This window comes from Sneathiella limimaris (genome assembly GCF_012932565.1).
In the GTDB taxonomy this organism is placed as follows: Bacteria; Pseudomonadota; Alphaproteobacteria; order Sneathiellales; family Sneathiellaceae; genus Sneathiella; species Sneathiella limimaris.
The window spans coordinates 2390749-2408664 of the sequence record NZ_JABBYJ010000001.1; the positions used below are offsets into that span (position 1 = coordinate 2390749).

Below are 17916 nucleotides of genomic sequence, written 5' to 3' on the forward strand. Positions count from 1 at the left end.
CAACTTATAGGTTATCGCTTTAGAAAGAAGAATATGAACTCTTCAGTTCCCATAGATCAGGCCCAGAAATTAGATGCAGTTGATTTGTCATCTTCAGATCGGTTTATCAACCGGGAACTTTCATGGATTTCATTCAATTCAAGGGTTTTGGAAGAGGCAGAAAATACTGCTCATCCACTTTTGGAGAGACTGCGTTTTTTATCCATTTCTGGGTCTAACCTAGATGAGTTTTATATGGTTCGTGTTGCGGGCCTCTGGGGGCAGGTCCATGCTCGTGTTGCCACTGTCAGTCCAGATGGTCTTACACCTGCACAGGCATTGGAGCAGGTGGATATTACCGCAGGCCACTTGATGGATAAACAACAGCAAGTCTGGAAAGATCTGTTGGAATTGATGGAAGCGGAAGGCATCCATCTTGTGTTGCCAGGTGACCTGACCAAAGCGGATAAGAAATGGCTTCAGGGTTATTTTGAAGAACAGATTTTTCCGATCCTGACACCCATGGCTATTGACCCGTCTCACCCTTTTCCGTTTATCCAAAACTTAGGGTTTGGAATGATTTTGGAAATGGCTGGACGGAAAAACGAGCCCAATCTCAAGGCCCTAATCCCATTTCCGAACGCAGCACATCGATTTGTTCGTTTACCAGGCGATGAAATTCGTTTCATCTCTCTGGAAAGCATTGTCACCCTCTATCTGGATAAAATTTTCCCAGGATACAAAGTCTTGGGATCAGGGTTATTTCGATTAATTCGAGACAGTGATATTGAGATTGAGGAAGAAGCTGAAGATCTCGTCCGGCTTTATGAAACGGCCTTGAAACGCCGTCGCCGGGGCAGTGTAATCCGCTTGAAAGTCAATCAAGAGATGCCAGAATCTCTTCGAAAGCTCCTTATCGAAGAGATTGATATTGATAATCGTGCGTTGACTGTCGTTGATGGAATTCTCGGAATATCCCAAGTCTCTCAGATGATTACTGAGGATCGACCGGATCTATTGTTTCAGCAAGCAGAACCAAGATATCCTGAGCGGGTGAGGGAGGCTGGGGGTAACGTTTTTCAGGCCATCAGCATCAAGGATTTTGTGGTCCACCACCCCTATGAAAGCTTTGATGTTGTTGTTCAGTTTCTGAAACAAGCAGCCCGTGATCCTGACGTTGTCGCGATTAAGCATACGCTGTACCGAACATCTTCAGATAGTCCGATTGTTAAGGCCTTGATTGAGGCAGCAGAGGCCGGAAAATCAGTGACTGCCCTGATTGAATTGAAAGCTCGTTTCGATGAAGAGGCCAACATTCGTTGGGCTCGCGATTTGGAGCGGGCCGGAGCCCAGGTGATATACGGCTTTGTGGATCTTAAAACTCATGCCAAAGTCTCTGTTGCCGTCCGCCGTGAAGGACAATCCTTGAAAAGTTATATGCATTTCGGGACTGGCAATTACCATCCCAACAATGCGCGGATCTATTCCGATCTTTCCATGTTCACAGATGATCAGGACCTGGCAAAGGATGTCACATTGATGTTCAACTACATCACGGGATATTCGAAACCGGAAAACATGAGCAAGCTGTATCTTTCTCCATACAATCTTAGGGAAGCCTTGATGGAGATGATTGAGAAGGAAATAGACTTTGTTAAAAAAGGAAAACCAGGAGCCATCTGGGCTAAATTGAACTCTCTTGTGGATCCTGAAATTATTGATGCACTCTATAAAGCTTCAAATGCGGGTGTAAATATCCGACTTGTGGTTCGCGGGATTTGTTGCCTGCGTCCTGGCGTTAAAGGAATGTCAGAGAATATCCAGGTGCGGAGCATCATTGGTCGGTTTTTGGAACATTCAAGAATGGTCTGTTTCGGAAATGGGGCAGGTTTACCATCCCCGGAAGCGAGAGTATTTTTGTCTTCAGCCGATTGGATGCCTCGAAATCTAAATCGTAGAATTGAAACACTTGTTCCTGTAACGAACGAGACAATTCACCGTCAGGTTCTGGATCAGATTATGGTCGCCTGTATCAAGGATAACCAGCAAACCTGGATTTTGGAAGCTGATGGAACCTACACACGATTGCACGATGATCAGCAACCATTTTCCGCACACAACTATTTTTTGACAAATCCATCTTTATCTGGCCGAGGAAAAGCTTTAAAAGTGAACATGCCGGTGCCAGATTTAACACCGCCGGTATAGTTGGATCAGTAAAAGAGCAGGTTCAGTGCAGGATATTTTAGAGTCCCGGGAGAATGGCCAGGAAACTCTGGTCACGACAACTCAGAACCTTACCGCTGTCATTGATATCGGTTCAAACTCGGTCCGACTGGTGGTTTTTGACGGGCCATCGCGTGTACCTCTTCCCAAATTTAACGAAAAAGTTCTGTGTGGACTGGGGCGGGACTTGGGGCATTCCAACCTTCTGAACCAAGAAGCAATGGACGAGGCCATGCGGGCCATTCGTCGATATACCTACCTGGTACATCACATGGGAATTGATCGGATTATTGTAGCGGCAACCGCCGCCGTTCGTGAAGCTGAAAACGGTTCTGAATTTGTTGCAGAAATTGAGCAAGAATGTGATCTGAATGTTCAGGTCTTGAGTGGTAAGCAAGAAGCTCGCTATGCGGGTCTTGGTGTTCTTTCAGGGATGCCATTCGCCAATGGGCTTGTCGGAGACTTGGGCGGCGGTAGTTTGGAGCTCGTCAATGTTGGTGATCACCGAATTGGAAATACAGCCACATTGCCATTGGGTGCCTTGCGGCTTTCACGGATGGGTTTTTCCCGCGAGGATCTAGTCAATTACCTCCATGCCCAATTTGAGAGTGTCGACTGGCTTGATGAAGTTCGAGGTAAAAATTTCTACGTTGTTGGTGGTGCTTGGCGCGCTCTTGCCAAATATCATATTCAGAAGAACTTACATCCTCTGAATATCGTTCATAATTACAAGTTGCATTTTTCAGAAATGAAACTGTTGATCCGCGAGATCATGTCGTTCTCGGATGATGATCTGATGCGGAACCCGTTTATTCAAAAATCAAGGGCTGAGACCTTGAAAACGGCTGCTGTTATCATGGACCAGCTATTTAGTGTGGTTAAGCCAAAGAATGTGATTTTCTCTGCCAATGGTTTGAGGGAAGGTCTTTTGTTTTCTGAGTTGAAGAAACCGGTTCGGAAAATAGATCCGCTTTTGGAATCCTGTCGCAATATGGCCGCTAAAGAGGGTCGTTTTGCGGAGCATGGAGAAGAAATTTATCAATGGTTGATGCCTGCCTTTGATGAGTTAGGTTCAAAAGGAAAGCGGTTGGCTTTAGCGGCCGCGACACTTTCTGATATTGCCTGGACCATGAGCCCGGACTATCGCGCTCCACAAGCTTTTCGCAGAATTTTCAGAGCACCCTTCAGTGGTATTGGCCACAAAGGGCGTGCGATCGTTGCTCTGGCCGTTTATGCTCGCTATCGAGGCGGCTTTGTGGGCAATGCTCCGGAAGACGCATTAGCTTTAGTTGATAGCGAGGAAAGACAGCATTCATTGAGCTTAGGCCTTGCACTACGGCTATCTCATTCCTTGAGCGGGGGTACACAAGGCATCCTGCCAAAAACGAACCTGATCGCGGACAAGAATGAAATAATCCTGGAGGTGCCAGAAGAGCTCTCTATCCTTCTGGGAACAAGTGTTCATTCTCGCTTGGCCGCACTTGCAAGCTGTCTTGGGAAAACTTATTCTATTCGGATTATTGAAGATCAATAATCTTTATTTTTTTACCATCAATGGTGAAAGCAATTTTCCCTTTTTTGAGGGCGAGCGCGTCTTTTCCAAAAACTTCATAACGCCAGCCTTTAAGTGCGGGGACATCCGCATCATCATTGGCTGCAATTTGCTCAAGCTCGGAAGTGTTGCACACTAATTTTTGGGCAACTTCATTCTCTTCGCAGCGAAGTTTCAAAAGAACTTTCATCAATTCCATCTGGGGGCCAAGGCCTTTAGGCGGAGCAGCCCTTTGTTTGACAACAGGACATTCTTCATCCGGCAATTCCACGCCAGCCTGAATGGCTTTCAGCAAGCTTTGACCGCTTTTCCCCTCAGCGAATTTTTTGCTGATACCTCGAACATGGGTTAGTTTTTCAGCATTTTTAGGTGGGTTGGATGCAATTTCAATCAGTGCTTCATCCCGAAGAATTCGATTGCGGGGGATATCCTGACGATGTGCCCCTTCTTCGCGCCAGGTCGCGATGGATTTCAAAATGGCAAGAAAACGCGGCTTGTTATTGCGAGTTTTAATCCGTTTCCAGGCATTTTCAGGGTGAATAAAATACGTATCTGGACTTTCCAGAATTTTCATTTCGTTGTCCAGCCAATGTGTTCGACCGGATTTCTCTAACTTTTGCAGTAGCTTATCGTAGATAACCCGAAGATGCGTAACATCGGCAAGGGCGTATTCCAGCTGCCGTTCTGTCAGCGGGCGGCGGGACCAATCCGTAAATCGGGAGGATTTATCAATCCGTTGACCTGTAAGGCTCCCAACCAACGTGTCATAACCGACTGACTCTCCAAAACCGCAGACCATTGCGGCAACCTGGGTGTCAAAAATTGGGGCAGGGACCACACCTGTCTGATGGTGAAAGATCTCGAGATCCTGACGACCTGCATGGAAAACTTTGAGGACATCGGGATTAGAAAGCAGCTTATAAAGAGGCGCTAGATCAATGCCATCGACAAGAGGATCTATGATGGCTGCTTCATCTGTGCTAGCAATTTGAACGAGACAAAGTTTTGGCCAAAAAGTGCTTTCCCGGAGAAATTCTGTATCGATCGTGACAAATGGATGTTCGGACAGGCGATTACAGAGCTCGTCCAGTTTTTCTGTTGTTGTAATAATTTGCATGATTTTTCGAATTTATCGGTCTGACACTCTACCAAAAACTGAATTTTGCTTCTTTTCGACGCAAAAACGACGTTAGACCCTTTTATTACACAAAGGAAGGTTGGCGTCTTGGAAAAAAGTATGTAATACAGGCCCTTTGAATCCCTGAGTGGGACTATTGTCCCGAGATAAAGCAATAAGAGAGCTCTGATGCATAGTTATCGTACGCACACATGTGCTGAACTTCGCGAAAGCAATGTTGGTGAAACCGTTCGCCTGTCCGGCTGGGTCCATCGTAAAAGGGACCATGGCAATCTCTTGTTCATCGACCTTCGGGATCACTATGGCATCACTCAATGTGTAATCGAGAACGATGTTCCTATTTTCCCTGAAGTCGAGGCGGTTCGCGCTGAGAGCGTTATCACCGTAACAGGAACGGTCGTCGCCAGAAGCGAAGAAACTATCAATCCAAATTTGCCGACAGGTAAGGTGGAGCTGGATATTAAAGAATTTACTCTGCAATCTGCTGCTGATGAGCTGCCAATGCCAGTTTTTGGCGAGCAGGAGTATCCAGAAGATATTCGCTTGCGCCACCGGTATTTGGATCTTCGTCGGGAGCGGCTTCACAATAACATCGTGTTACGCTCTCAAGTGATTGCTGAGCTTCGTAAGAACATGCAGGATCAGGGTTTTATGGAATTCCAGACACCCATTCTGACAGCGTCGTCTCCGGAAGGTGCCCGTGACTTCTTGGTTCCGAGCCGGATGCATCCTGGCCAGTTTTATGCGTTGCCACAAGCCCCGCAGCAATTCAAACAGTTGGTAATGATGTCAGGGTTTGATCGTTATTTCCAGATTGCTCCTTGCTTCCGCGATGAAGATGCGCGCGCTGATCGTTCTCCAGGTGAATTTTATCAGCTGGATATCGAAATGGCCTATGTCACTCAGGACGATGTTTTTAACGCCGTAGAACCTGTATTGACAAAAGTGTTCCAGAAATTTGCGGGCGACCGTGAAGTTGTTACGCCATTTGTGCGAATTCCATTTGATGAAGCCATGCTGAAATATGGCTCAGACAAACCAGATTTGAGAAACCCGATTATTCTGTCTGATGTAACAGAAGAATTCCGCGGTTCAGGCTTTGGCTTGTTTGCCAAAGCGGTTGAAAACGGTTCTGTCGTTCGGGCAATTCCTGCGCCTGGTGCGGGTGACCGTGCGCGGAGCTTCTTCGACAAGATGAATGATTGGGCCCGTAAAGAGGGGGCTGGTGGTCTTGGCTACATCATTTTCAAGGATGGAGAAGCAAAAGGACCGATTGCCAAAAACCTGGATGAAGAGCGGATCGCAAAAATTATGGAAACTGCCGGCCTGAAAGATGGCGATGGTGTTTTCTTTGCTTGCGACAAAGAGTTGAAAGCAGCAGAGCTTGCTGGCAAGGCCCGTAACATCATCGGTGCTGATCTCGACATTTGTGAAAAGAATGTCTTCAAATTCTGTTGGGTAATCGATTTCCCAATGTTTGAATATGACGAGACAGAGAAAAAACTCGATTTCAGCCATAACCCGTTCTCTATGCCACAAGGTGGTTTGGACGCCTTGGAAAACATGGATCCTCTGGACATTAAAGGCTATCAGTATGATATCGTTTGTAACGGTATTGAGCTGTCTTCCGGTGCAATCCGTAACCACCGCCCAGACATTATGGTCAAGGCTTTTGAAATCGCTGGTTATGATGCGCAAGTCGTTGAAGATCGATTTGGTGGAATGCTAAATGCTTTCCGTTATGGCGCTCCTCCGCATGGTGGTATTGCTCCTGGTGTGGACCGGATTGTCATGCTGTTGGCTGATGAGCCTAATATTCGTGAAGTCATCCTGTTCCCAATGAATCAGCAGGCGCAGGATCTGATGATGCAGGCTCCGGCGCCAGTTCCACCTAAGAATCTGCGAGAGCTGCATATTCGGACGGTTCTTCCTGATCCTAAAGTTTCAGAATAAGTCTGGAAAAACTCATAAAAATTCATATTGCCCGGCTTCGGCCGGGCTTTTATTTGCCTTTTCTTAAGGAATGAACGGCTATTGTGTTCTCAGATGTGAGAGGGCTCAATAGTGACAGACGCTAAACTCAATGAACTCAAGGGTGATAAAGAACGCTTTGTCGCTTTTTCTTTTGCCGCAGCAGATCTCCTCGTGGAGTTGGATGCGAAGGGTAAGATTTGTTTTGTCTCCGGCGCTGCCAAGGGGATTACCGGAGTTGACTCCTCCAAACTGATTTCTATGGATTTTGGTGATCTGCTGGATCCTTTAGACCAACGAATGGTTTGTTACCTTCTCAAGAACATGAAAGAAGGTGAACGAATTAATCCGGTTGGTGCCCGTATGAAAAACACCAATGTTTCGGCAATTGTCGGTGCATGTAGTCTTCCAAGAACCCATGGCCATATTTATCTAGCCATTAACGTGTCTGCATTGCCCGCGGCACAATCCTTAGCCGTAAATCGAGATACAGAAACAGGTCTTTTGGACAAAAATGACTTTGTCATGCTGGCAAAAGAACAACTGGCTCTTGCCGCCGATACAGGCCAAGATCTTGAGCTGACTTTGTTGCATCTTGAAAATATCCGGGACATGGCATCCCATACCACAGAAGATGGTATGACTGAGTTTTTGGATAAAATGGGTGCTGTCTTACGCGGCTATTCTTATGGCGGTGATTCAGCGGGTCGTATTGATGGTGACAAGTACGGCGTTCTGCATAGTAAATCGATGGATAGCGAGCTATTGCGCAGCAAAGTGGAAACACTGTCTGATGAAGTCGCGCCGGGGCATGGGCTTGCCGTTAAGGCCAGCAATGTTAACCTAGATAAAGGTCATTTAAGTGCAGAGCATGCCAGTCAGGCATTGATGTTTGTTGTGAACAGTTACATCAATAATGAAGGGTCCGAGTTCAAGATTGAAAATCTGGCTGATGGACTTCAAGGTCGAATGGAAACGACCATGAACCGAATTTCTTCATTAAAAACAGTATTCTTAAAGAATCAATTTAATCTGGTGTATCAACCGATTGTCAGCTTGCTTGATGAAAGCACTCACCATTATGAGGTTCTTTGCCGATTTAAAAACGGCGAGTCTCCCTTTGAGACGGTGACATTTGCAGAAGAAGTTGGAATTATTATTGATCTTGACCTTGCTGTGGTTAAGAAATCGCTGGAATATCTGAAATCATTTTTGAAAACTGGCACCAAACCGCCAAATTTGGCGATTAATATTTCAGGTCACTCACTGGAGTCGGATGCATTTGTTGATAGCCTAATGCAGTTGATCGAACTGAATAAAGATGTCAGTAATTTTATTGGTCTGGAAATTACAGAAACCAGTGAAGTGGGTGATCTCATTCGCGCAGACCGGATTATTCAGAATTTCCGGCGCAAAGGCATACATGTAAGTCTTGATGATTTGGGATCGGGTTCAGCTTCATTCCAATATATCAGGGCCCTCAACACAGATTTTGTCAAAATTGATGGCGCTTATGTTCGTGATGTTCTGAATAATGAGCGAGACAAAGCGATCCTAAAAAGTATGGCAAGGCTTTGTATTGATCTTAAGATTGGAACAATTGCCGAAATGGTGGAGACCAAGGAGCAAGCAGCTCTTCTCAAAAACATCGGCATTGGCTACGCCCAAGGTTGGCTTTTCAGTAAGCCTGTAGATGAAATTGTTGTGCCGAAAGCTCGCAATACAATGTCTATAAATATGAAGCGGCAAGGCTTCAAAGCAGGTTGGGGCTAATCAAAAAAACGGCAGCGACCGGAAGATCGCTGCCAGATATCTTTATTTTCAATCCAGAATGGCCGGAAGGTTGAGCTCGTGCTCTTTTGCACATTCTTTTGCAATGTCGTAGCCTGCATCTGCGTGACGCATAACGCCAGTTGCCGGATCATTCCAAAGAACTCTCTCAATCCGTTTTGAAGCTTCGTCAGTTCCGTCACAGCAAATAACAACGCCTGAATGTTGACTGAAACCCATGCCAACACCACCACCGTGATGTAAACTGACCCAGGTTGCGCCAGAAGCCGTGTTCAGAAGTGCGTTGAGGAGGGGCCAATCAGATACTGCGTCAGATCCGTCTTTCATGGCTTCTGTCTCGCGGTTTGGCGATGCAACAGATCCTGAGTCCAAATGATCTCGGCCAATAACAACTGGTGCTTTAAGCTCACCGTTCTTGACCATCTCATTGAACGCTAATCCCAGGCGATGACGATCTCCAAGACCGACCCAACAAATCCGGGCAGGCAGGCCTTGGAATTCGATCCGTTCAGCCGCCATATCCAGCCAGTTGTGCAAATGTGGATTGTCCGGGATCAGCTCTTTCACTTTAGCGTCAGTTTTGCGGATATCTTCTGGATCACCAGATAGCGCTGCCCATCGGAACGGTCCAATACCCTGACAGAATAGGGGGCGAATGTAGGCCGGAACAAACCCAGGGAAGCTAAAGGCATTTTCCAGGCCTTCTTCGAAAGCCATCTGGCGGATATTGTTACCGTAATCAACGGTGGGAATACCCATTTCAGAAAAGGCAACCATTGCTTCAACTTGCGTTTTCATGGATGCACGAGCCGCTTTTTCCACTTTCTTTGGATCAGTTTGCTGAGCTTCAAGCCACTCAGCCATAGTCCAGCCTTGGGGAAGGTATCCGTGAATTGGGTCATGAGCCGAGGTCTGATCGGTAACCAGATCTGGCTTGATACCTCGTTTGACAAGTTCCGGGAAAATATCCGCAGCATTTCCAAGAAGTCCGACTGATTTGGCTTCGCCTGCTTTTGTCCATTTATCGATCAGGGCCAAAGCTTCATCCAGATTATCAGTTTTCTCATCTACGTATCTGGTTCGTAAGCGAAAATCGATTTTCTCTTCATTGCATTCCACGGCAAGGCAGCAAGCACCTGCCATGACTGCTGCCAAAGGCTGAGCGCCGCCCATACCCCCAAGACCACCTGTCAGGATCCATTTACCGGTCATGTCGCCGTCAAAATGCTGCCGACCTGCTTCGACAAAGGTTTCATATGTGCCTTGAACAATGCCTTGACTGCCGATGTAGATCCATGAGCCAGCCGTCATTTGGCCATACATCATCAATCCCGCTTTATCGAGTTTGTTGAAGTGGTCCCAGGTGGCCCAGTTGGGAACCAGATTTGAGTTAGCAATCAACACTCGAGGAGCGTCTTCGTGGGTTTTAAAGACACCGACGGCCTTACCAGATTGAACCAGCATGGTTTCATCTTTTTCCAGCGATTTGAGTGTTTCTGTGATGATGTCAAAGTCACGCCAAGTCCGGGCTGCTCGTCCAATGCCACCATAAACCACCAATTCATTTGGGTTCTCGGCGACATCTGGATCCAGATTATTCATCATCATCCGAAGTGGTGCTTCTGTCAGCCAAGATTTGGCGTTCAGTTCAGTTCCTCGAGGGGCGCGAATTTCGCGAATGTTATGACGTGGGCTATTCATTTGTATCTCCAGTTCGCTGGCATATTTCAGTCTGCTAGTTGGGGTAAATTTTCAAATTCAACGGCTTCAATAAGAACGCCGTTAGATATCAAGGTGGCAGCCTTTTCCAGATCGGGCGCCATATACCGGTCTTCCTTCACCGCATTAATCTGGGATCGGGTTTTTGAAATGGCTTTTGCAAGCTTTTCACTTGTCTTCAGCGGAGCGCGAAATTCAATACCTTGGGTGGCGGTCAGGGCTTCAACACCCAATATATATTCAAGGTTTGAATTCATTTTCAGTAAGCGCCGCGCGCCATGGCAGGCCATGGAAACATGATCTTCCTGATTGGCAGAAGTTGGGGTTGAATCGATAGATGCCGGGTGGCAGAGCTGTTTATTTTCGGACATGAGTGCGGCTGAGGTTACTTCTGCAATCATCAAGCCTGAATTCAACCCTGGTTCCGGTGACAAAAATGCCGGCAAGCCAAAGCTCAGAGCCGGATCTACTAGGAGAGCGATCCGGCGTTGGGCAATTGCCCCAATTTCAGAAATAGCGATTGCAATTTGATCGGCGGCGAAAGCGACCGGCTCTGCGTGAAAATTACCACCGGATACGATCGATCCGTCGGATAACACTAGGGGATTATCCGTTACGGCATTTGCTTCTGTTTCTAGGGTTTTACCCGCCTGCCGTAAGAGATCCATTGCAGCTCCCATCACCTGGGGTTGGCAGCGGATACAATAGGGGTCTTGGACTCGCGTATCACCTTCCCGATGGGTTTCCCGAATTTCAGAGCCGCTCATCAATTTTCGAAGAGTTAAACCCGCATCTATTTGACCTTTATGACCGCGAAGCTCATGAATTTCTGCTCTGAAAGGGGCGGATGACCCCATTGCCGCATCCGTAGATAAGGCACCTGTGATAAGTGCCGACTGGGCCGCATTCCAGGCTTTAAAAAGGCCAATAAGGGCAAAAGCAGTAGAGGTTTGAGTACCATTGATAAGCGCAAGTCCTTCCTTAGCGGACAGGCATATCGGTTCCACTCCTGCTTTCTCGAGTGCTGCTTTTCCAGCTAATCGCTCTCCTTCATAAAAAGCTTCACCCTCTCCAATTAGGACTGCGGCCATATGGGCGAGGGGGGCTAGATCACCGGAAGCCCCTACAGAGCCTTGAGCCGGTATGACTGGAATAATCTCTTTCTCAAGTAAAGCTTCAATTTGACGAACCACTTCCATGCGTACGCCAGAGGCTCCTCTGCCGAGGGACATTAATTTGAGAGCAAGGATGAGACGGACTGTTGGAGCGTCAACAGGTTCCCCAACACCACAGCAATGGGACAGGATTAGGTTTCGCTGGAGTGTTTCGGTGTCCTTGGGCGGGATTTTTATGCTCGCAAGTTTCCCAAAACCTGTATTTACCCCATAAATGGCGTCGTCACCATTTGCCGCTGCCTCAATCAACGAAGCTGAATGCTTAATAGCAGGAATAACTCGCGGATCAAGCTGAATGGGCCCAGTTGACTCATATATATGTAAAAGATCGGTGAGTTTAATTTCACCAGGCACAAGGGTTATGGTCATTCAAACTCTCCGCGAACGACTTTGAACAATGGGTTGAAACCAGCTTGATAGGCAAGTTCAGCAGGATGGGTGATATCCCAGATCAGGAAATTCGCATCTTTGCCCGCTTCTATGGTTCCTTTTTCATGGCCGAGACCTAAAGCCTTAGCTGCATTTTTAGTGACTCCGTTTAAGGCTTCTTCTGGTGTTAATCTGAATAGGGTGCAAGCCATATTCATGATAAGGAGCAATGACATAATTGGTGAAGAACCAGGATTGCAATCCGTTGCCAGTGCAATAGGAACCCCTTCGGATCGTAAGTCTTCAATCGGTGGAAGTTTAGTTTCCCTCAACGTGTAAAATGCACCCGGCAGGAGAACGGCAACTGTTCCGGCTTCTTTCATCGCTTTCACGCCATCCAAATCCAGATATTCGAGATGGTCAGCAGATAGGGCTTGGTATCGAGCCGCTAGCTCCGTTCCTTTCAGGTTGGATAATTGCTCTGCATGAAGCTTTACAGGAATTCCCAATGCAGTCGCTCTTTGAAAGACTTTGTCGACTTGATCGGGGGAAAAGGCGATGCCTTCGCAGAAGGCGTCAACCGCGTCAACCAGACCTTCTTCTGCAGCCTGAGTGAGACCGGGCAGAACGACTTCATCTATATAGCTGTCGCTATTCTTTTTATATTCAGGTGGAATTGCATGAGCAGCAAGGTAAGTCGTTTTAATTTTTACATCCCGCAAGGTTTCTAATTTGCGAGCAGCCCTGAGCATTTTGAGCTCATCTTCGATGCTTAGGCCGTATCCAGACTTAATCTCAACGACACAAACTCCTTCCGCTAGTAGTGCATCTAGGCGAGGAAGGGCAGAATTGATCAGTTCCTCTTCAGAAGTATTTCGCGTAGCTGTTACTGTGGAAAGAATACCGCCGCCAGCTTTGGCTATTTCCTCGTAACTGGCGCCTTCAAGGCGCATTTCAAATTCCTTAGCGCGACTGCCTCCGTAAACAAGATGAGTGTGGCAATCTATGAGGGCAGGAGTAATCAATTTGCCGCCTAAATCTTCCCGAGGAAAATTCTGGTAAGTCTGCGGAAGGTTTTTGCTCTTTCCAACCCAGTCTATCCGATCCTGGATGACAACGACCGCAGACTGCTCAAGCAGGCCATAAGGCTTTGAAAGCTTATCGGACAGTGTCGCAACAGTAGCGTTTGTATAGATTCTGGAAACCACGGAAACCCCTTAGGTTATTTTTATATACATATTGATATTATGTATGTACATAATAGGTCAAATAAAAAATGTGCTAGGGAAAAACTTGTTTATATTATCTGGGTGTGCAGACCGTCTCCCTTTAGGGATTAAGTATATTTCAAAATAGAGTTGGACAAGTTTCAGTGCGGAAAAAGACAAAATCCTCATTTCAGGATATCAAGGCAGATATCCTCGAAAAGATAAAAACTGGGCTTTGGTCTCCAGGTGACACAATCCCTGGGGAAGAGAAACTCGCCGAATCCTATGGTTGTTCGAGGGTTACTGTAAACCGGGCTTTACGGGAATTAGCGGAAACTGGATTTGTGGAACGCCGGCGTAAATCAGGAACCCGGGTCAGTGAAAAAACTGTTCGGGACGCCCGTCTTCAAATTCCGATCGTCCGCGAGGAAATAGAAGCCAAAGGGGCAAAATACCAGTTTGTCCTACTTGATAAGACCGAAATTCAAGCGACAGATAAGGTTAGGCGACTTCTTGGCGTGTCGGAAAATGCACCTGTGTTACATGTCCGCTGTCTACACCTTGCGGATGGGCGGCCCTATCAATATGAAAATCGCTGGATAAATCTTGAAAAAGTGCCAGCGGCCAGAGATCAAACTTTTGAAGCGATTAGCCCGAATGAGTGGCTTATCCGAAAAGAACCATTTTCCAATGCTGAGCATACATTTTCTGCAGCCTTAGCAGATGAGGAAACTGCGAAATTGCTGGAGATAGAAGTTGGCGATGCCCTGTTTGTGGTGGAGCGTAGGACTTGGCAGGATGATGCCAGTATTACTGCTGTGGAATTAAAATTCCCCGGGGCCTCATATAAAATGACGTCCCGGGGATAAGTGATACGCTTACTCTTACTGGACTAACAGGTGTATTGACTGAGTACGCTACCGAGGGGTTTACAATTACCACTAAGACGCTACTCAACCCGTTTCAACCAGCTACTCGTTTAGGAGCAGCCGCTTGTTGAACCACATGTGTCACATTTCATGCAGGTACCGTTGCGCACCAGAGTGAAGTTCCCACACTCAGAACAATTATCGCCTTCGTAGCCCTTCATACGGGCTTCCATGACTTTATCCGCTCTTCCGCCGCCATTGCCGCTGACTGAAGCTGCAGCGACTGTGCCTGCTGGCGTACTCATGACTGCGGCCTCTACAGTGCCTGAGCCAGATGCACTTGCCTGTGCAGACGCAGCGGAGGCCATGGCAACTTGGGAAAGCCCACCTTGCAAAACTTCAAAATTTTGAGAGCGAACATAGCCAGTGGAGGCAAGATTGATGACGTTACCCAACTGGTTTGTCTGTTCTACAGGTTCATCCTCAGAGATTTCCGCCTGTTCCTCACCGCCGCCAATGGCATCAATCCGCAGATCATCACCAGACACATGGGCGAGGTCATTGCGGCCAAGGTAAGAGATAGCAAGCTCACGGAACAGGTAATCCAGAATGGATGTGGACATCTTGATCGCATCATTACCTTCCACGATCCCTGAAGGTTCAAAACGCGTAAAGGTATAGGCTTCGACGAATTCTTCCAGTGGGACCCCATATTGAAGTCCGATGGAAATTGCGATAGCGAAGTTGTTCATCAAGCTTCTAAAAGCGGCGCCCTCTTTGTGCATGTCTACGAAGACTTCACCGAGAGAGCCGTCGTCATATTCACCGGTTCGTAGATAAACTTTATGGCCACCAACAACGGCTTTTTGCGTATAACCTTTGCGACGTGTTGGCAGTTTCTTGCGACCACCGGCAACACGTTCCACAATTCGTTCAGCAACAACCGTGCTGGCTACAGCTGGAGCCTCCTGAATAACGGCCTCCATTTCCATTTCATCTTCTTCATCAAGAGCAATGGCAGAAAGCGGCTGGCTGAGTTTGGAGCCGTCGCGGTAAAGCGCGTTGGCTTTCAGGCCTAGTTTCCAAGAGAGAAGATATGCTTCTTTGCAATCTTCCACAGTGCTGGCATTCGCCATGTTGATGGTTTTGGAGATAGCACCAGAGATAAATGGCTGAGATGCAGCCATCATCTTGATATGGCTATCAACAGAGAGGAAGCGTTTTCCAATCCGGCCACAAGGGTTAGCGCAATCGAAGACAGAGAGATGCTCTTCCTTCAAGTGCGGTGCCCCTTCAAGGGTCATGGTTCCGCAGCAATAGTTGTTTGCAGCTTCGATTTCTCCTTTGGTGAAGCCGATGGCAGCCAAAAGGTCAAAGTTGTAATCATTCAGGCTGGCAGCATCCAAGCCCAGAATATTGGTGCAGAAGCCTTCACCGAGCGTAAACTTATTGAAGACAAACTTGATATCGAAGCTAGCTTCGAGACCCTGTTCGATCTTCTCAATGGCTTCGTCGTCAAACCCTTTGGCCCGCAAGGTGTCGTGATTAACGCCCGGCGCGTCTGCCAAAGTCCCATGTCCAACCGCATAAGAAATGATTTGATTAATTTCTGAACGATTATACCCAAGCTTTTGTAATGCTTCAGGAATTGTGCGGTTAATAATCTTGAAGTAACCCCCACCTGCGAGCTTCTTAAATTTAACGGTCGCAAAGTCAGGCTCAATACCTGTGGTGTCGCAATCCATGACAAGACCAATGGTGCCTGTTGGTGCAATTACAGTGGCTTGTGCATTCCGGTAGCCATGTGCTTCACCAAGTTTAAGGGCTTCATCCCAAGCCGCAGTCGCGGCATTTAGAAGATTTTGATCCGGGCAATTTGCATGATCAAGTGGAACTGGGGTGACTGACAAGCCTTCGTAACCATCTGCATTTCCATGAGCTGCATTCCGGTGGTTTCGAATAACCCGTAACATATCTGCTGCGTTTTTATGATAACCCGGGAAGGCGCCAAGTTCAGCAGCCATTTCGGCACTGGTTGCGTAAGCCGTTCCTGTCATCAAAGCTGTGATTGCACCGCATAGGGCTCGTCCTTCGTCAGAATCGTAGGATAGTCCTTCTGCCATCAGCAAACCACCAATGTTGGCAAATCCAAGCCCCAAAGTCCGGAACTTGTATGACAACTCGGCGATTTCATCTGATGGGAACTGCGCCATCAGAACGGATATTTCAAGTGTGACTGTCCAAAGACGGCATGCGTGGATAAAGCCCTCTACATCAAAGCTTTTGTCGGCTTTGCGGAAGTTCATCAGGTTAAGGGATGCTAGGTTACACGCAGTATCATCTAGGAACATATACTCAGAGCAGGGGTTTGATGCGTTGATCCGACCATCCTGAGGACATGTGTGCCAGTCATTAATTGTTGTATCATACTGCAACCCTGGATCAGCAGATTGCCAGGCGCTTTCGCCGATCATTTCCCACAGATCCCGAGCTTTAATGGTTTTTGCAACCTTTCCGTCGGTTCGGCGGATCAAATCCCAGTTTCCGTCATCGAGAACAGCTTGAATAAACTCATCTGAAACCCGAACAGAGTTATTTGAGTTCTGACCAGAAACACTCAGGTAAGCCTCAGAATCCCAGTCGGTATTATAAGTTGAAAACTCAATTTCTGTGTAACCCTGTTTGGCGAATTGAATGACCCGTTGAATATAGTTTTCAGGGACCATTGCCTTGCGGGCGCCAATGATTGCTTTTTTAAGTGCCGGGTTTTCTTGAGCGTTAAAGGCTTCGTCGCCTTCAAGTTCATTACAGGCTTTGATAACCTCATTCAAATGTTTGCTGCAAAGCTTTGAACCTGCAACGAGAGCTGCAACTTTCTGTTCTTCAACGGCTTTCCAGTTTACATATTCCTCGATATCCGGATGATCGATATCCAGGGTTACCATCTTTGCTGCCCGTCGGGTTGTGCCGCCAGATTTAATTGCACCAGCAGCCCGATCGCCGATTTTCAGAAAACTCATGAGCCCGGAAGACTTGCCGCCACCTGAAAGGCTTTCACCTTCACTTCTGATGTTGGAAAAATTTGTACCTGTACCGGATCCATATTTAAAGAGGCGGGCTTCACGGACCCAAAGATCCATGATTCCACCTTCATTTACCAAGTCATCATCGACAGATTGAATGAAACAGGCGTGTGGTTGCGGGTGCTCATAAGAGCTTTTTGATTTCGTTAGCTTACCCGTTTTATAGTCGACATAAGAGTGACCTTGGGCAGGACCATCAATCCCATAAGCCCAGTGGAGCCCTGTGTTGAACCATTGTGGTGAGTTTGGGGCACTCATCTGTTTCGCAAGCATATAGCGCATTTCATCGAAATACGCTTTGGCATCTTCCTCGCGGTCAAAGTATCCGCCTTTCCAGCCCCAATAGGTCCATGTGCCAGCAAGGCGATCGAAGACTTCAGTTGCGGAAGTTTCGCCGCCATAGCGTTCTTCTTCCGGAATATCTTTCAGGGCTTTTTCATCGGCAACTTGGCGGGTGAGCCAGTCGGGGACACCTTTTTCCTTCACAGGCTTCAGGCGGGCAGGGACACCGGCTTTACGGAAGTATTTCTGGGCAATGATATCGCAAGCTACCTGTGACCAATCAGCAGGCACATCAATGTCATCCAATTTAAAGACAACTGATCCATCCGGATTTCGGATTTCACTGGTCGCCTTTCGGAAATTGATCTTTGCGTAAGGTGAAGAGCCTTCATCAGTGTAACGCCGAGAAATACGCATTTGTAACGGTCCTTGATTACCAAAAAATCCCCAAATTTATCGAGGGAAAGTCGCATTTTACCTGGAAAAACTCCCTTGAAACCAGGCGCTCCCAATACCATATGTAGTACGACCTTGCCTCTAAGACACAAGGATCG

Annotated in this window: 10 protein-coding genes; 5 read left to right on the forward strand and 5 right to left on the reverse strand. The window is 47.2% G+C overall.

All coding sequences use genetic code 11. The annotated features are described in order from the left end of the window. The first annotated feature begins 33 nt into the window (after positions 1-33). Both HH301_RS11625 and HH301_RS11630 read left to right on the forward strand, forming a co-directional pair. Positions 34-2187, forward strand: coding sequence for an RNA degradosome polyphosphate kinase (locus tag HH301_RS11625; RefSeq protein WP_169569070.1), 2154 nt, complete (start codon positions 34-36; stop codon positions 2185-2187). Between the two features lie 25 nt (positions 2188-2212). Beyond that, positions 2213-3739: a Ppx/GppA phosphatase family protein gene (locus HH301_RS11630; protein WP_169569071.1), complete on the forward strand. Its 1527-nt coding sequence runs from the start codon at positions 2213-2215 to the stop codon at positions 3737-3739. Here the strand turns inward: HH301_RS11630 and rnd are convergent. Next, a complete protein-coding gene (gene rnd, locus HH301_RS11635) occupies positions 3723-4874 on the reverse strand; it encodes a ribonuclease D (protein ID WP_169569072.1) in 1152 nt (383 codons plus the stop codon). The genes HH301_RS11630 and rnd overlap by 17 nt on opposite strands. Positions 4875-5063: 189 nt before the next feature. On the opposite strand from rnd, the gene aspS reads away from it, so the two are divergent. Next, on the forward strand, positions 5064-6848 hold the full coding sequence (gene aspS / locus HH301_RS11640) for an aspartate--tRNA ligase (RefSeq protein ID WP_169569073.1): 1785 nt from the start codon (positions 5064-5066) through the stop codon (positions 6846-6848). Positions 6849-6959: 111 nt separating this feature from the next. Then, positions 6960-8639, forward strand: a complete 1680-nt coding sequence (locus tag HH301_RS17895) for an EAL domain-containing protein (RefSeq protein WP_169569074.1) — start codon at positions 6960-6962, stop codon at positions 8637-8639. A 48-nt stretch (positions 8640-8687) separates the two neighbouring features. Here HH301_RS17895 and hutU read toward each other — a convergent pair whose 3' ends face one another. The 3 genes from hutU to hutI are packed head-to-tail and all read right to left on the reverse strand — an operon-like array spanning position 8688 to position 13128. Then, positions 8688-10358, reverse strand: a complete 1671-nt coding sequence (gene hutU / locus HH301_RS11650; protein WP_169569075.1) for a urocanate hydratase — start codon at positions 10356-10358, stop codon at positions 8688-8690. A gap of 26 nt (positions 10359-10384) precedes the next feature. Then, positions 10385-11920 (reverse strand): histidine ammonia-lyase, encoded by a 1536-nt coding sequence (hutH, locus tag HH301_RS11655; protein ID WP_169569076.1) that lies wholly within the window; start codon positions 11918-11920, stop codon positions 10385-10387. Beyond that, entirely contained in the window at positions 11917-13128 is a 1212-nt protein-coding gene (hutI, locus tag HH301_RS11660; protein WP_169569077.1) for an imidazolonepropionase, read from the reverse strand. Before hutI ends, hutH begins: the two co-directional genes overlap by 4 nt. A gap of 164 nt (positions 13129-13292) precedes the next feature. Between hutI and HH301_RS11665 the strand changes: the two genes are divergently transcribed. After that, complete coding sequence (locus tag HH301_RS11665; protein WP_169569078.1) at positions 13293-13997, forward strand: UTRA domain-containing protein; 705 nt, start codon at positions 13293-13295, stop codon at positions 13995-13997. A gap of 110 nt (positions 13998-14107) precedes the next feature. On the opposite strand, the gene HH301_RS11670 is transcribed toward HH301_RS11665, so the two are convergent. Further along, entirely contained in the window at positions 14108-17779 is a 3672-nt protein-coding gene (locus tag HH301_RS11670) for a vitamin B12-dependent ribonucleotide reductase (RefSeq protein WP_169569079.1), read from the reverse strand. Between the last annotated feature and the right edge of the window lie 137 nt (positions 17780-17916).